We start from the raw sequence: 15,029 nt of genomic DNA on the forward strand, positions 1-15,029 counted from the left end.
GGGTCCTTTCCAATCACGTCTGAGACCGGGATCAGGCTGACGCCTTCTCCTCGACCGGGTCACGCAGCACATAGCCGCGGCCCCAAACCGTCTCGATATGGTGTTCGCCGGCCGTTGCGGCTGCCAGCTTCTTGCGAAGCTTGCAGATGAAGACGTCGATGATTTTCAGTTCCGGCTCGTCCATGCCGCCATAAAGGTGGTTCAGGAACATTTCCTTGGTGAGCGTCGTTCCCTTGCGCAGGGAGAGCAGCTCGAGCATCTGGTATTCCTTGCCCGTCAGGTGGACGCGCTGGCCTTCGACCTCGACCGTCTTGGCGTCGAGGTTCACGCCGATCGAGCCGGTCTTGATGATCGACTGGGAGTGTCCCTTGGACCGACGCACGATGGCGTGGATGCGGGCGACCATCTCGTCCTTGTGGAAGGGCTTGGTCATGTAGTCGTCGGCGCCGCAACCCAGGCCGCGCACCTTGTTGTCGATGTCGGCATTGCCGGTGAGGATCAGGATCGGGGTGTCGACCTTGGCCACGCGCAGCGTCTTGAGGACATCAAAGCCCGGCATGTCCGGCAGGTTCAGGTCAAGCAGGATGATGTCGTAATCATACAGCTTGCCCAGATCCACGCCCTCTTCGCCGAGGTCGGTTGTATAGATATTGAAGCCTTCGGACTTCAGCATCAATTCGATTGACTGGGACGTTGCCCGATCGTCCTCAATAAGAAGAACCCGCATTTGGTTCGCCTCCGGTTTTTGCTACGCGGGGCGAATCACATCCGCCCGGCCTCATCTCGTGATTAACCTTATTTGGACGCTATGCGGAAACCCTTAACGAAAGTTAACTGCGACTTGACCGAATTTCGGAATCGCAGATTTTCAAAAATTCGTCGGGCACGCTTGATTCGGATTTCACGTTAACCATTCAAGGGTTAACGGGCCCCTTCCGGATCGGGTTGACGGAATTTTTGTCCCATTGATCAAATATGTGCGGCATAAAGTATTCCTGATCGCGATCCGCATTCACCTGTGACAACAGTCAAAATCGTCCAATGATGAGCGAGCCGGGGTCATCACGGTTATCCACAGTTGATGTTGGACAAGCGGGGACTCACCACTGGAATCGGAGTCCGTCCTGCCGGGAATCGGCTGGATTTTCGGCCTCCCGATCATCCCGGGTGTTTACGTCGAGGCAAGACGCAGCCGATATGATGTGGAAGAAGTGGCTTTTCAGTCACGCATGAGAAGGCGGGCCGACCCGTATGATGCAATCCCTGATCGATCGCGTCGGGCGACTGGATGACCGGATCCTTGAGGGGCGGGTCACCGCGCTCAACGGGCTGCTCGTCGAGGCCGAGGGCCCAAAGGCCGGCCTGTCGCTGGGCGCCCACGCAAAGATTGAGACCGGCAATGGCATCGCCGAATGCGAGGTGGTCGGCTTTCGCGGTGAAACCGCGTTGATGATGCCGTTCGGTCCGCTCGAGGGCATTCGCCCGGGGGCGCGGGCCCTGTTGCAGCCGGAGGCGGCTCGCGTCCGCCCGAGCCGGTCGTGGCTGGGACGGGTGCTGGACGGCTTCGGTCGGCCGCTCGATGACGGCGCACCGCTGACCGAAGGCGCCACCCCCTATCCGCTCAAGGGCAGCCCGCCCGGCGCCCACGGTCGCGCCCGTCTGGGTGACCGCATGGACATGGGCGTTCGGGTCCTCAACGGTTTTGTCCCCATGCGGCGCGGCCAGCGGCTGGGCATTTTCGCCGGCTCCGGTGTCGGCAAGTCGGTGCTGATGTCGATGCTGGCCCGCGCCTGTGATGCCGACGTCATCGTGATCGGCCTGATTGGCGAACGGGGTCGGGAAGCGCGCGAATTCGTCGATGATGTCCTGGGGCCGGAAGGCCGCAAGCGTTCCGTGGTGATCACCGAAACCTCCGATTCCCCGGCCCTGGCCCGTCGCCAGGCGGCGCACCTGACCCTGACCACGGCGGAGTATTTCCGCGACCAGGGTCTCGACGTGCTTTGCCTGATGGACAGCGTCACCCGTTTCGCCCTCGCCCAGCGCGAAATCGGCCTCGCTGCCGGCGAACCACCGACCACGCGGGGCTATACGCCATCGGTATTTGCTGAATTGCCACGGCTACTTGAGAGGGCCGGCCCGGGGCCGCAGCGCAAGGATGGCAAAAAATCCGGCTCCATTACCGGACTTTTCACTGTTTTGGTGGATGGTGATGATCATAACGAACCCATAGCCGATGCCGTACGCGGTATCCTGGATGGACATGTGGTCATGAGCCGAGCCATTGCTGAACGCGGACGCTATCCCGCGATCGACGTCTTGAAGTCGGTCAGCCGGACTGCGCCCGAGGTTTATGACGCTGCCGAGCGACCCCTGGTCGCGGAAGCGCGCAAACATTTGTCGGCCTATGCCGACATGGAAGAATTGATCCGTCTGGGTGCCTACACCCAGGGATCCAATCCGGCGGTGGATCGGGCCATTGAGCTCAACGAGCCGCTGGAAGCGTTCCTCGGACAGTCAAAAGACGATGCGGCGGACATTCCGTCGACATTTGCAATGCTGTCGGAGATTTTGGGTGGTGGTGAAGGAGGGCGGCAATGACACGCTCACATGAACCCCTGATCCGGCTGGCCCGGTTCAAGGTGGAAGAATTGCAAAAGCAGATGGCCGAGCTGGATCGCTCGCGTGCCGCGCTGGTCGGACAGATCGAGCGCCTGGAGGCCTCGGTGCCCGAGGAACAGGCCGCAGCCGCGCAGTCCAAGGAAGGCTATGTCGCCTACGGCTCTTACGCCCAGGCTGTGATCAAGCGGAAGGAAAACATCCGCGTTTCGCTTGATGAAGTCGACGTCCAGGCCGACGCCTTGCGTGACCGGTTGTCGGAGGCCTTCACGGACCTCAAGAAATACGAGCTCCTGGAAGAGCGCCGCCTGGCCCGGATCGAACAATCCGTGCGTGCCGCAGAACAGGACGAACTCGACGAAATCGCCCAGATCCGCCACGGACGCTCGTCGCACTAGCAGCGCGATATCTTTGACGACAAAAAAGGCCCCGGACCAGCTGGTTCGGGGCCTTTTGTGTGTTCGAGGCGGGGTGGGGCACGAGGTCAGTCACTTGTGCCCGGGACCTTGCGGAGCCTGTCCGCGCCTTGGATGTGACCCTCCAAAGCTCCGGCAGGGCGTGCGACCGGGTCCAGGGGCACGAAACGACCGACCCCCGTCATCCCGGCGCATTCGAAACGGGGGAGACACAGGTGCGTGCGTTTTGGGCAAGAAGTTTACAGGACCGTATGTTTGGAGCCGGGCGCGCGTGAAATCGGTGAGTGTCCCCGTTAATTTCGTGATGCCGGCTCGGAGATGCGTCAAGAAAAGGGACAGGTATATTTAACGCGTCTCGGGCGTGGTTGCTCGTTCCACCCGTGCCACGCGTTAAATATGCCTGTCCCCCTTTTAACCTAACGCCCGTAGCGGCGCTTGGCCCAGAAGATGGCGCCGATGGTCGTCATGTAGATGACCAGGCGCAGGATGACGACGACGCCGCCGCGCTCGTCGAGTCGGGAGAAAGCGAAATCGAAGGCAAAATCGGGCGGGATGCCGGTCGACCAGCGATAGAAGAAGGGGGCGCAGGCGTCGATCAGGAAGGCGATCGAGGCGGCGGCCGGCCATTGTGGCCATTTGCGCATGATCAGGGCGGCGACCAGTGACAGGACGATAATCAGCCACCAGTCAAACGGGGTGAAGCCGGCGGTCAGGCGATCTGCGAGACTGTCATACATGTGTCGGTGCTCCCCAAAGCCCGGTCAGGCCGCCTGTTTGCCACGTGCCAGCGAGCCCGCCAAGCTCTGGATATCCTTCGCCGCCTCGCACTGTGGCGCGCGCAGAGACACGGCAGTCTGGGCCCGGATCGCAGCCGGAACCGTCGGGTCGCGGCGGATGATGCCGGCGAGTGTTGGCGTAAAGCTCAGGAAAGCTTCGCAGGTTTTGCGGAAGGCGCTGAAGGCCTCGTTTGCGGCGCTCATGTCGGGTGCATTGTTGATCACCACCAGCGGCGAGGCGCCGTCATCGTGCAGCCGAAGCGTTTTGACGAAGGCATAGGCGTCGGTCAGTGAGGTCGGTTCGTCATTGAGCACGATCACGACATCATCGGCTGTCAGCGCGAGGCGGATCGTGGCCCGGTCAGCACCGGCGGCCAGATCGAGAATGGCGCGGTCATAGGACAGGGCCAGCGCGGCGACGCCGGTTGCCAGCTTGGTCAGCCCGGGGCCGGCCAGATTGGCCAGTGCCCCGGAGCCCGACCGACCCGAAATGACGTCAAAACCGCCCTTCTGGGAGGCACCACCCAGAGCCGGACAGGTCGCATCGGCAATGGCGACGCGGCCATTGATGACGCTGGAAATGTCGGAATTGGGCTGCAGCCCCAGCTGGACGTCGATATTGGCCATGCCGAGATCGCCATCCATCAACAGGCAGCGTTCGCCCATTTGCGAAAAGGCGCGCGCCATGCCGATCGACAGCATGGTCTTGCCGACACCGCCCTTGCCGGAGGCGATGGCAAGGATGCGGCCGGCGGAGCGGTCTTGCGGAGCGGAGGCGATTTTCATCAGTCGTCTTCCTCGAACGGGGTATTGCGGTCCTCGACCAGGACCCGGGCCATGCGCAGGGGCGTGGCCGGTGCCAGTCCGCCGCCAATGAACGGGGTGGACGAAATCTGGGCGAAGGCCAGGCCGGTCTCGCCGACGCCGAGCATGGCGCCGAGACGGCGTGCGCAGTCCAGCTTGACCGGGATGCAGCGGCTGGCACCAATCGAGGCGAACAACGAGGCTGCGTCTTCGGCATCCTCCGGTGTCAGCCCGGCGTCAAACACATAGATGATTTCGGCATTGGCGCTGTCAGCAAAGGCCAGGGTCATGTCCAGATCGTCGAGCTCGAACGGATTGACCGCCGGGCTGTCGATCAGGACAGGGCCGTCGATTTCGTCGACCGCATCGATCATTTCGCGCGGATCGTCGACAGCCCGGAAACCGGCCCCCATGCGACGGGCCAGTTCCTGAAGCCGGTCATTGGCGCCGGCGCGCTCTCCGTCACAGGAAATCAGGGTCGGCACAGCGCCTGCGGTTATCGCGCGAGCCGCGGTCTTGGCCAAGGCCGAGGTCTTGCCGACACCGGGCGTGCCGGCGAACAGCACGGCATGTTCCGGCACGGCGGGCAGAGGCTGGAAAGTGTAGCGGCTCTCGATGGCGTGGGCGAGACGGGCCACGGCCTGTCCGTCGGACAGGTCATGGGCCGAACGGATCAGGGCCTGGGCGGCAGAGCCGGGCGCGCGATGGAAGCCGAGTGCCCGGATGACCCGGTCCAGCTCATTATCCTCGCGCAGGCCGCGCTCGATCTCGGCTTCACCGGCCAGACGGATGGAACGGTCACGCACCTGTTCGGCCGGCTCGGCGACCCGCGCCATCTCGCTGGCCGCGCGGACATGCACGCCGCCGCCGGGCGCGTCACCGGTCGCGATGATCACGGCGTCGGGACCCATTTCACGGCGAACTTCGGCCATGGCCTGGGTCAGGGACGGGGCTGCAAAGGTTTTAAGGTGCATGGGCTCGCATCATTTCACAGGTCAAAATCGGTCGGTCAGCCGACATGGCCCATCGTCTGGAGACGTGCGCTCGGATGGATTTCATTTTGCGACATCACCACGGTCTGCGGGCGAAAACGCTCAACCAACGAACGCACATACGGACGAATCAGTGGGCTCGTCAGCAGTACAGGCACATGACCCTGAGCTGATGCGGTTTCAAAAGAGTTTCGAATGGCGGCGACAAAATCATGCAGTTTGGACGGTGCCAGCGCGAGCTGGCGGCGGTCGCCTTCGCCCACCAGCGACTCCAGGAAGGCCTGCTCCCATTGCGGACCCATCGCCAGCACCGGCAGGACGCCGTCATGCGCCTTGTTGGCGTGGCAGATCTGGCGCGCGAGACGGGTCCGGACATGCTCGACGATGGCGTCGAGATTCTGCGTCGTGGCGCTGGCTTCGGCGATGCCTTCCAGGATCGTTGGCAGGTCGCGGATCGAGATGCGTTCCTTGATCAGGGATTGCAGGACGCGCTGGATGCCGGCGCGGCTGATCTGTCCCGGGGTGATGTCGTCGACGAGGGCCTTGTGCTCCTTGGAGAGCTTGGCAATCAGCTTCTCGACCTCGGCATAGGACAGCAGGTCGGCCATGTTTTCGCGCAGCAGTTCGGTCAGGTGGGTGACCAGAACAGCGGCGGGTTCGACGATCGTGTAACCACGGAAGGAGGCTTCCTCGCGCAGGCCTTCATCGATCCAGGTCGCGGGCAGGCCGAAAGTCGGCTCCTTGACGTGGCTGCCCGGCATGTCGATCGGCATGCCGGCCGGATCCATGACCAGCAGCTTGTGCAGTTCCAGCACGCCCCGACCGGCTTCCAGTTCCTTGATGCGGATCGTGTATTCGTTATTGCCCAGCGCCATGTTGTCGATGATGCGCACGGCCGGGGTGATGAAGCCCATTTCCTCGGCCAGCGACCGGCGCAGGGCGCGGATCTGATCGGTCAGCTTGCGACCGTCGACATCATTGATCAGCGGCAGCAGGCCATAGCCCAGCTCGATCTTCAGCTCGTCGATGGCGAGGCTGTCCTCGATCGGCGCTTCCGTTTCGGCCTGGCTTTCCTGTTCCACAGCTTCCTGCTCGGCCTTCGCGTCCAGCTCGGCCTGGGCTGTTCGTTCGGCGATGTCCCGGTTCATCCAGGCCAGGGCGCCGGCGCCGGCCGACATCAGGGCGAAGGGAATCAGCGGCATGCCGGGCAGAAGTCCGACCATCAGGGCAACACCGGATACCAGGCCGAGGCCTTGCGGGTTGGCGGTCAGCTGGCCGAACAGGGCCTTGTCGGCCTGGCCGTTGACGCCGGCCTTGGAGACCAGCAGGCCGGCACCGACCGAGATGATGAGGGCCGGGATCTGCGAGACCAGGCCGTCACCGATGGTCAGCGAGGAATAGGCCTGGGCGGCTTCCGAGAACGGCATGCCGGACTGGACCACACCGATGATGATGCCGCCGACCAGGTTGATGGCGGTGATCATCAGGCCGGCCATGGCATCGCCGCGGACGAATTTGGAGGCACCATCCATGGCGCCGAAGAAATTGCTTTCGCCTTCCAGCTCGGTGCGGCGCTTGCGGGCGTCGTCTTCGGTGATCAGGCCGGCCGAGAGGTCGGCATCGATGGCCATCTGCTTGCCGGGCATGGCGTCGAGGGTGAAGCGGGCCGCGACTTCGGCGATCCGGCCGGAACCCTTGGTGATGACCACGAAATTCACGATCACCAGGATGGCAAAGACAATGATGCCGATGACGACATTGCCCTGCATGACAAAGGAACCGAACGCTTCGATGACCTCGCCGGCCGCGTCGGTGCCTTCATGGCCCTTGGACAGGATCAGCCGGGTCGAGGCGATGTTGAGGCCCAGGCGCAGCAGGGTGGTGATCAGCAGCAGCGCCGGAAAGGCCGAGAACTCCAGCGGCTTCTTGATGAAGAGCGCCGTCATCAGGACCAGGACCGACATCGAGATCGAGATCGCCAGCGACATGTCCAGCAGAAAGCTGGGCATGGGCAGCATCAGCATCACCAGGATGGCGAGAATGCCGACGGCCAACGCCACATCACCACGCAGCGTGCGGTTCAGGAAGGCGCGGATGTCAAATCCACCACTGGCAGGAGCGGCGGTCGGGGAGGCTGCGGTATCGACCACGGTTCAGTCCAATCAGGCTACGGAAACACCCTGGGCGGGTTGGTTGGGCGCGGGGATGTCAACGCCCTGGTCCGAATAGAGTTTCAGCTTGTTGCGCAGGGTCCGGATCGAGATGCCGAGAATGTTGGCGGCATGGGTCCGGTTGCCGAAGCAATGGTCGAGCGTGTTGAGGATCAGGTCCTGTTCCACTTCCGAAACCGTGCGACCGATCATGTCGGCTTGAACCGACTGGGCGGTGTCAGCGGCCTGGCGGACGACGTTATTGCCCGAGCCGGTGAAGGCCGAGCCGTCGGGCATGCGGATCGCGTCCGGTGTGATTTCCCGCCCTGTGGCCAGCAGAACGGCGCGGTGCATGGCGTTCTCCAGTTCGCGGACATTGCCCGTCCACTCCCGGGCCAGCAGCGAGGTGCGGGCGGCATCCGAGACCGGGCGGACATCGACGGCGTTGGCGGCTGAGTACTTCTTCACGAAATGCTCGGACAGGGCGACGATGTCGGCCGGGCGTTCGCGAAGCGGCGGCAGGGCGAGATTGACCACGTTCAGGCGGAACAGCAGGTCTTCGCGGAAGCTGCCATCGGCCACGGCCTTGCGCAGGTCGCGGTTCGAGGTCGCCAGGATGCGGATATTGACCTTGACCGGCTTGGTGCCGCCGACCCGGTCGATCTCGCGTTCCTGGATGGCGCGCAGCAGCTTGGCTTGCAGGCGGACATCCATTTCGGAAATCTCGTCGAGCAGGAGCGTGCCGCCGTCGGCCTCTTCGAACTTACCCACGCGGCGGGCGATGGCGCCGGTAAAGGCGCCTTTCTCGTGACCGAAGAGTTCGGACTCCAGCAGGTTTTCCGGGATTGCGGCACAGTTGACGGAGATGAAGGGAGCCTGGGCGCGCTTGGACTTGGTGTGGACATAGCGGGCCATGACTTCCTTACCGGAGCCACTTTCACCGGTAATCAGGACGGAGGCGTCAGAGCCGGCAATGCGATCGGCGAGGTGGATGACGGCCTGCATGGACGGGTCGCGGGCAATCATCGGGCGTTCGTCGTCGGCAATCGCGGCCAGAACGGCAGCGATCAGATCGGCGTCCGGCGGCATCGGAATGAATTCCTTGGCCCCGGCGCGGATCGCGGCAGCGGCAGCCTCGGGACGGACATTGACGCCGCAGGCGACGACCGGGACGGAGATCCGCTCGGCGTCATTCGCAGCGATCAGGGACTGCACGTCCAGGTGCAGGTCGACCATCAACAGGTCGGCGCCGCGCCCGGCCCGCAAATGGGCGGTGGCTTGCTCGATCGTGTCCACGTGCGAGACCTTCGCGCCGCGGTCGAGGGCGATCTTCGTGGCGGTGTGCAATTGCCCGCCCAGGCTGCCGACTATCAAAATTCGCATGATGTGCTCCGTCCTCTACGCCAGGCCTTAGCCCGCGTCCCCGTCCTTGATGATTTCCGTCATGGTGACGCCCAGTCGGTCGTCGACCACCACGACTTCGCCGCGCGCGACGAGCCGGTTGTTCACATAGATGTCGATCGCTTCGCCGATCTTGCGGTCCAGCTCGACCACCGACCCGGAGGTCAGCTTGAGCAGCGAGTTCACGTCGATATGGGCCTTGCCGAGGACCGCCGAGATATTGACGGGAACGTCAAAGACCGGCGCCAGGTCAGCGGCGCTCTTTTCTTCTTCGTCCATCATCTGCTGGCCACGCTTGGGCGCTTCGACCGGCACTTGCGTGCCGTCATCGCCCAGATCGGGAAGGTCGAGATTGTCGTCAGCCATGTCAGGCCTCCTTAAGCCGCGCTTGCACTGGCGGAATGGTCGCCGGGCGCGTCAGATTGGGTGTCTTCGTCGTCGGGCGGCGAAGCCAGCCAGCGAGCGACGACGTCATTCAGTCGGGATTCAATTTCATCGGCACTGCGCTGGATGGCACCGGCACCCCATTCCAGTCGGACATCGGCATTGGCCAGCCCGTCCTCGCCGCGCACCATGATGGCACCGTCAAAACCGGCGTCGCGGGCGGTCTTCTCGAGCCGTTCCGCCAGGGCTTCAACCAGCTCCGGATTACAACGCACCGACAGGCGCGGCTCCGAGCGCAGGTCCTTCACCGCTTCCAGCGCGACCTGTTCGATGGTGTCGACCGGATAGGCGGCGAGGGCCTCGCCGGCGATCTTGCGGGCGGCGGCCATGGCAAGCCCGGCGGCTTCCTGGCGCAGACCGTCGGATTCCATCGCGAGGCGGGACAGGATCAGCTGCATCTGCGAGGCGATGGCCTGCAGCGATTGAGCGCAGCGGCCTTCCTCCATCTCGCGGCCTTCCTCGACACCCCACATGCGGGCTGCGTCGACATCGTCCTGGGTGAAGAAGCGCTTGTAGCTTTCCCCTTCGCGCAGGATCTGGCCGTCATGGTCGAACTCTGTATCGAAATCGAATTTGATCGGATTCATCGTTCAACCTCCCTAGTAGATGAGTTCATCATCGGCGCCGCCATCGGCCAGCATGATCTCGCCCTTGGCGGCGAGGTCCTTGGCCATGGAAACGATCGATTGTTGCGCCTGGTCGACGTCTTTCAGGCGAACCGGGCCGAGCGAGGCCATGTCTTCGCGCATGATCTTGGCGGCGCGCTCGGACATGTTCGAGAAGAACAGGTCGCGCAGGCTGTCGGATGCCCCTTTCATCGCCAGGCCCATCTGGTCCTTGTCGATCGAGCGCATCAGTGTCTGGATGCCGCCCGGGTCGAGCTTGGAGAGGTCTTCGAAGACGAACATCAGCGACCGGATCTTCTCGGCACTCTCGCGATTGCGCTCTTCCAGCGCGGCGAGGAAGCGGTTCTCGGTCTGGCGGTCGAAATTGTTGAAGATCGACGCCATCATCTCGTGGCTGTCATGCTTGGAGGTGCGGGCCAGGTTCGACATGAACTCGGTCCGCAGCGTCTCCTCGATCCGGTCCAGAATCTCGCGCTGGACCGGTTCCATGCGCAGCATGCGGGTGACAACTTCCAGCGCAAAATCCTCGGGCAGGGCGCCCAGCACGCGGCTGGCATGCTCGGACTTCACCTTGGACAGCACCACGGCGACGGTCTGCGGGTATTCATTCTTGAGATAATTGGCGAGCACGACCTCGTTCACATTGCCGAGCTTGTCCCACATGGTCCGGCCGGCCGGACCGCGCAGCTCCTCCATGATCGACTCGACCTTGTCGCCCGGCAGGAAGGAGCCAAGCAGGCGCTGGGTCGCTTCGAATGACCCCATCAGGGAGCCGGTCGAGGACATCTGGCCGACAAAGTCGACGATCAGTTTTTCGACAGCCGACGACGTCACGGTGCCCAGATTCGACATCGCCTGGGAGACTTCGCGAATTTCCTCCTCGTCCAGATGTTGCCACATGCTTTCGCCCTCATCGCCGAGGGCAAGCAGCATCACCGCGGCCTTTTCGGGGCCGGTCAGGCGGGTCGGATCTTCAATGGCGCGCTTGTCAGACATGGTCGAGCTCAGCTCTCATGCAGCCAGGTCCGGAGGATCGAGATCGACTCTTCCGGGTGGGATTCAACGATATTGGCGACTTTCTTCAGCGACGATGCCTTCACCTGGCCGTCAATCTTCTCGATATCGATCGAGTCGTCGCTACTGGCGCCGCCGGCAGCGGGCAAGGCCGCCGGACGGTTCGGCTGGGTCGGCAGGGCGGTGGGAGCCTGGGCGCCGCCAATCGCACCGTCCATGCCGGCTCCGGCCAGGGCGAGACCCTGCGGCATGGCCACACCGCTGGCACCTTTGACCAGAGGCCGGGCGACCAGGAAGATGATCAGCAGGGCGGTGATGAACATGACGCCAATTTCGGCGGCGCGCATGATGTCGCTCTTGGTGAAGGACATACCGCTGGTGGCGGGCGTGCCCAGCAGCGGATCGGTTCGGGCGAATTCGATCTGGCTGACGGTCAACAGGTCCTGGCGGGCACCGGGCTCGCTGACAAAACCCATCGCCGAACGGACCAGGGCTTCGATGCGATCGATTTCCGACTGGGGCCGTTCACGCCAGGTGACCGTACCGTCCTCGGCAGTTTCCAGAACCCCGTCGACGGCCACGGCGACCGACAGGCGATTGATGGCGCCGGCCTCGATGATCTCGGTGCGGGTCGTGGAGGAAATCTCGTAATTGACCCGCTCGCTGGTGCTTTCGCGATTGGAGCGGCTGCCTGAACCTTCGGCAGCCGATCCGTCGGCCGCATCGGGCAGGTTCTCGGACGCCGAGACACGGTTCTGGTTGGCGCCGTCCTGGTCGTTGGACAGGTCCTCGCCGCGTTCGCGTGAACGCACCACCTGACCGTCCGGGTCATAGGTTTCAGAGCTTTGGGTGATGCTTTGACGGTTGAGTTCGGCGTTGACCTGGACCCGGGCCGCGCCGGCGCCGACGACACCTTCGACGATGTCGAGAATGTTCTGGCGCAGCTGGGCCTCGATCTCGCCGCGACGCTCGTCCATCAGCATCGAACCGGCTGACTGGCCGTCGCCGCCGCTGGCCAGCTGACGGCCGCGATCATCGGCGATGGAGACCCCGCCGGGCGCGATGCCGGAAGACGAGGCGACGATGTTGCGGATGACGCGGACCTGTTCCGAGTTCAACCGGCCATTGGTCGAAATGGTGACAGCGGCCGTTGGTGCCTGCTGGTCGCGCGAGAACAGGCGGCGCTCCGGCAGGTTGAGATGGACGCGGGCGGCGCTGACATAGTTGAGCGACTGGATCGTCCGGGCCAGCTCGCCTTCGGTGGCGCGCTTGGCGTTGATATTCTGCACGAAGCTGGTCTGGCCGAAACTGTCCTGGCGGTCGAAGATTTCGTATCCGACCGAGGCGCCGCTCAGCGGGCCGTTCGAGGCGACGCGTACCCGCGCTTCGTCAACCTGCTCGCGGGCGACATAAATGGCCGACCCGCCTTCGCGGATCTCATACGGGATGTTGGCCTGGTCGAGCAGCTGGGAGGTAGCGACCGCCTCGGACGGGTCGAGTCCGGAATAGAGCAGGGACTGGCTGGCGCCGCCCATGGCACCGGAAAAATACATGAGCGCGGCGGCGACACCGGCAGCCAGGCCGAAAATTGCGGTCAGACGCCCGGCCCCGAAAGCCCTGAACTGTTCAAAAAGCGCGTTCACGTGGAAATCCCTGCCTCAGAGTGTGCGCTTCATCAGCGAAGCACTGGGCAGAATTTTCCTACCTGTCGGGTAAACGAGACTTTAATACGCTTGCATACGTGATGACCGGCGCCCGATTAGCCAATCAGGGCACGCAATTCTTGCGCAGCAGGCGCGGCCATTCTCTCACTGTCGCGCGAGAACGGCGACCGAGGGGGCGCGGTCGCCGTTCATCATGCGCCAGCCAGGGGGGGAGCTAGCGGTATTGTTGGATACGGGTCGTCCGCAGTCCGGCCAGGCCGTGCCGGTCGATCGACCGCTGCCAGCCGAGGAATTCCTCGACGGTCAGTGAGTATCGCTGACACGCCTGTTCCAGCGTGAGAAGGCCACCTCTTACCGCGGCGACGACTTCTGCCTTGCGCCGAACCACCCAACGCTGGGTGCTCGGGTTGGGCAGGTCACCAAGTGTCAGCGGGCTACCATCCGGTCCAATGACGAAGTTTTCTTTTTTAAGGCGCGGTTGCATGTCCGGTCCCCGTTCTTTTTTTGTTTGTAGGATCAACCTACACGCAGCCCTTTAACATCGCCCTAAACTGCTGGGTAAATTTACGTTTAATGGGGTCGGTAAAATCCCGCTCTAAATGTTCCGATCGGCCTCACTTTCCGGTCATAAAAAATGGGCGGCCCGAGAAACAGGACGCCCGGCCACCCGGTCAAAAAAAAGGGCCCCGCCAATGGCAGGGCCCCGAGAAAGAAGCGGTTGGGTGATGGTTAGCGCTTCATTCGGATGGCTTCGTCGAGCATTTCATCGGCGGTGGTGATGATTTTCGACGAGGCGGAGTAAGCCCGCTGGGTGGTGATCAGGTTGGTGAACTCATTGGCGAGATCGACGTTTGAACTCTCCAGGGTCGAGGCCGCGATCTGGCCCGACGAGCCCAGGCCCGGCGGGTTGAGCGTGTAGGCACCGGATTCCGGGGTCACGGTAAAGGTACCGCCCGACTGGGCATCGAGACCGTCCGGATTGATGAAGGTGGCGACGGGGATCTGATAGATCTTGCGCACGATGCCGTTGTTGAACTTGGCAAAGACGAATCCGTCATTGTCCACGTCCACGCTCGAGAAATTGCCGAACGCCGAACCATTCACATTGGTCGAGAGCAGGGCCGACGGGCTGTCATACTGCGTGAACCCGCCCGGCGCGTTCGGTGAACCGAAGTCCAGCGTGATGGACTGGGCATCGACACCGGTCGCCGCGGCCCACTGGAACTCGGTCGCGCCAAGGGCGGCGACATTGGTCGACGACAGGAAGTCGAGCTGGGTCGGCAGCGTGGTGTTGGCACTGTCGATGCGGCCCTGGGCGTCAAAGGCGACGGTCCCGGTCAGCATCTGGCCGTCAACGAGGCCGGCACCGGTGGTGAGATCGGCGGCCGGGACCATGTGGACTTCGGCGTGCCACTGATTGGGGGTCGCGCTCTTGAGCATCGAGATGGTCAGGGTGCGGACACCGCCGACGCTGTCATAGAACGGGATGGAACGCTGGAAGTCTGGCGTCACCGTGCCTGACGACATGTTGTTGGCCGAGATCGAGGCATCATAGGTGGCTTCGTCAGCCGAGATCGCCTGGCTCTGTTGCAGGTTGGCGTTGATGCCCATGATCGTCGTCGCCTCGGCGGCACCACCGATCGAGGACAGGTTGATGGTCTCGAGCGCGTTGAGGTCGGACGGGTTCTGCGGAACCGAACCGTCGGCAGCCACAGGCCAGCCGGCCAGATACTTGCCGGCATCATTGCGCAGGTAACCGCTCGTATCCGGTGTGAAACGGCCGGCGCGGGTGAAGGACACCGGGTCGGAGGAATCCACGGTCGCATCGTCGCGGACGACAAAGAAGCCGCGGCCGGAGATGGCAAGGTCGGTCGGCGAGGAGCCGGCGGTCAGCAGGCCACTTTCGCCAATGGCGAGACGGGCGACTGAATTCACACCGGCAGCCGAATAGCCCTTGGTCGAGCTGTCACTGTCATAGAGCGGTGTGAAGACCGCCGAGGCGCGCTTGTAGCCCACCGTGTTGACGTTCGCGATATTGTCCGAAATCGAGGCGAGGGCGTTCGAGTTCGAGATCAGGCCGGATGCGCCGGCCAAAAGCGCTGAATTGATACTCATAATGCGTGCTC

At 63.2% G+C, this 15,029-nt stretch carries 14 protein-coding genes; 2 read left to right on the forward strand and 12 right to left on the reverse strand.

Annotated features, from left to right (window positions below; translation table 11 throughout):
• Positions 1–31 precede the first annotated feature (31 nt).
• On the reverse strand, positions 32–727 hold the full coding sequence (gene ctrA, locus VOI18_RS10430; protein WP_291767960.1) for a response regulator transcription factor CtrA: 696 nt from the start codon (positions 725–727) through the stop codon (positions 32–34).
• A 527-nt stretch (positions 728–1,254) separates the two neighbouring features.
• Here ctrA and fliI point away from each other — a divergent pair.
• Both fliI and VOI18_RS10440 read left to right on the forward strand, forming a co-directional pair.
• Complete coding sequence (fliI, locus tag VOI18_RS10435; RefSeq protein WP_416374882.1) at positions 1,255–2,598, forward strand: flagellar protein export ATPase FliI; 1,344 nt, start codon at positions 1,255–1,257, stop codon at positions 2,596–2,598.
• Entirely contained in the window at positions 2,595–3,014 is a 420-nt protein-coding gene (locus tag VOI18_RS10440; RefSeq protein WP_323762349.1) for a flagellar FliJ family protein, read from the forward strand. The genes fliI and VOI18_RS10440 overlap by 4 nt, the downstream gene beginning before the upstream one ends.
• Before the next feature lie 434 nt (positions 3,015–3,448).
• Here the strand turns inward: VOI18_RS10440 and VOI18_RS10445 are convergent, their stop codons facing one another.
• The 11 genes from VOI18_RS10445 to VOI18_RS10495 form a co-directional block, all read right to left on the reverse strand.
• Complete coding sequence (locus tag VOI18_RS10445; RefSeq protein ID WP_323762350.1) at positions 3,449–3,769, reverse strand: hypothetical protein; 321 nt, start codon at positions 3,767–3,769, stop codon at positions 3,449–3,451.
• A 24-nt stretch (positions 3,770–3,793) separates the two neighbouring features.
• Positions 3,794–4,594: an AAA family ATPase gene (locus VOI18_RS10450; protein WP_323762351.1), complete on the reverse strand. Its 801-nt coding sequence runs from the start codon at positions 4,592–4,594 to the stop codon at positions 3,794–3,796.
• On the reverse strand, positions 4,594–5,586 hold the full coding sequence (locus tag VOI18_RS10455; protein WP_323762352.1) for a flagellar biosynthesis-like protein (FlhF): 993 nt from the start codon (positions 5,584–5,586) through the stop codon (positions 4,594–4,596). Before VOI18_RS10455 ends, VOI18_RS10450 begins: the two co-directional genes overlap by 1 nt.
• Before the next feature lie 35 nt (positions 5,587–5,621).
• Positions 5,622–7,754 (reverse strand): flagellar biosynthesis protein FlhA, encoded by a 2,133-nt coding sequence (flhA, locus tag VOI18_RS10460; protein WP_323762353.1) that lies wholly within the window; start codon positions 7,752–7,754, stop codon positions 5,622–5,624.
• 12 nt (positions 7,755–7,766) lie between these two features.
• Entirely contained in the window at positions 7,767–9,137 is a 1,371-nt protein-coding gene (locus VOI18_RS10465) for a sigma-54 dependent transcriptional regulator (protein ID WP_323762354.1), read from the reverse strand.
• A 27-nt stretch (positions 9,138–9,164) separates the two neighbouring features.
• The gene (gene fliN / locus VOI18_RS10470; protein WP_366511510.1) at positions 9,165–9,437 is read right to left on the reverse strand and encodes a flagellar motor switch protein FliN; all 273 of its coding nucleotides are present in this window, start codon (positions 9,435–9,437) and stop codon (positions 9,165–9,167) included.
• 95 nt (positions 9,438–9,532) lie between these two features.
• Positions 9,533–10,186, reverse strand: coding sequence for a FliH/SctL family protein (locus tag VOI18_RS10475; RefSeq protein WP_323762356.1), 654 nt, complete (start codon positions 10,184–10,186; stop codon positions 9,533–9,535).
• Positions 10,187–10,198: 12 nt separating this feature from the next.
• On the reverse strand, positions 10,199–11,221 hold the full coding sequence (gene fliG / locus VOI18_RS10480) for a flagellar motor switch protein FliG (protein ID WP_323762357.1): 1,023 nt from the start codon (positions 11,219–11,221) through the stop codon (positions 10,199–10,201).
• A gap of 8 nt (positions 11,222–11,229) precedes the next feature.
• Positions 11,230–12,882 (reverse strand): flagellar basal-body MS-ring/collar protein FliF, encoded by a 1,653-nt coding sequence (gene fliF / locus VOI18_RS10485; protein ID WP_323762358.1) that lies wholly within the window; start codon positions 12,880–12,882, stop codon positions 11,230–11,232.
• 235 nt (positions 12,883–13,117) lie between these two features.
• Positions 13,118–13,387, reverse strand: a complete 270-nt coding sequence (locus VOI18_RS10490; protein WP_323762359.1) for a DUF1153 domain-containing protein — start codon at positions 13,385–13,387, stop codon at positions 13,118–13,120.
• A gap of 245 nt (positions 13,388–13,632) precedes the next feature.
• Positions 13,633–15,018: a flagellar hook protein FlgE gene (locus VOI18_RS10495; protein WP_323762360.1), complete on the reverse strand. Its 1,386-nt coding sequence runs from the start codon at positions 15,016–15,018 to the stop codon at positions 13,633–13,635.
• Positions 15,019–15,029: the final 11 nt, after the last annotated feature.

The organism is Maricaulis sp. (assembly GCF_034670125.1).
Lineage (GTDB): Bacteria > Pseudomonadota > Alphaproteobacteria > Caulobacterales > Maricaulaceae > Maricaulis.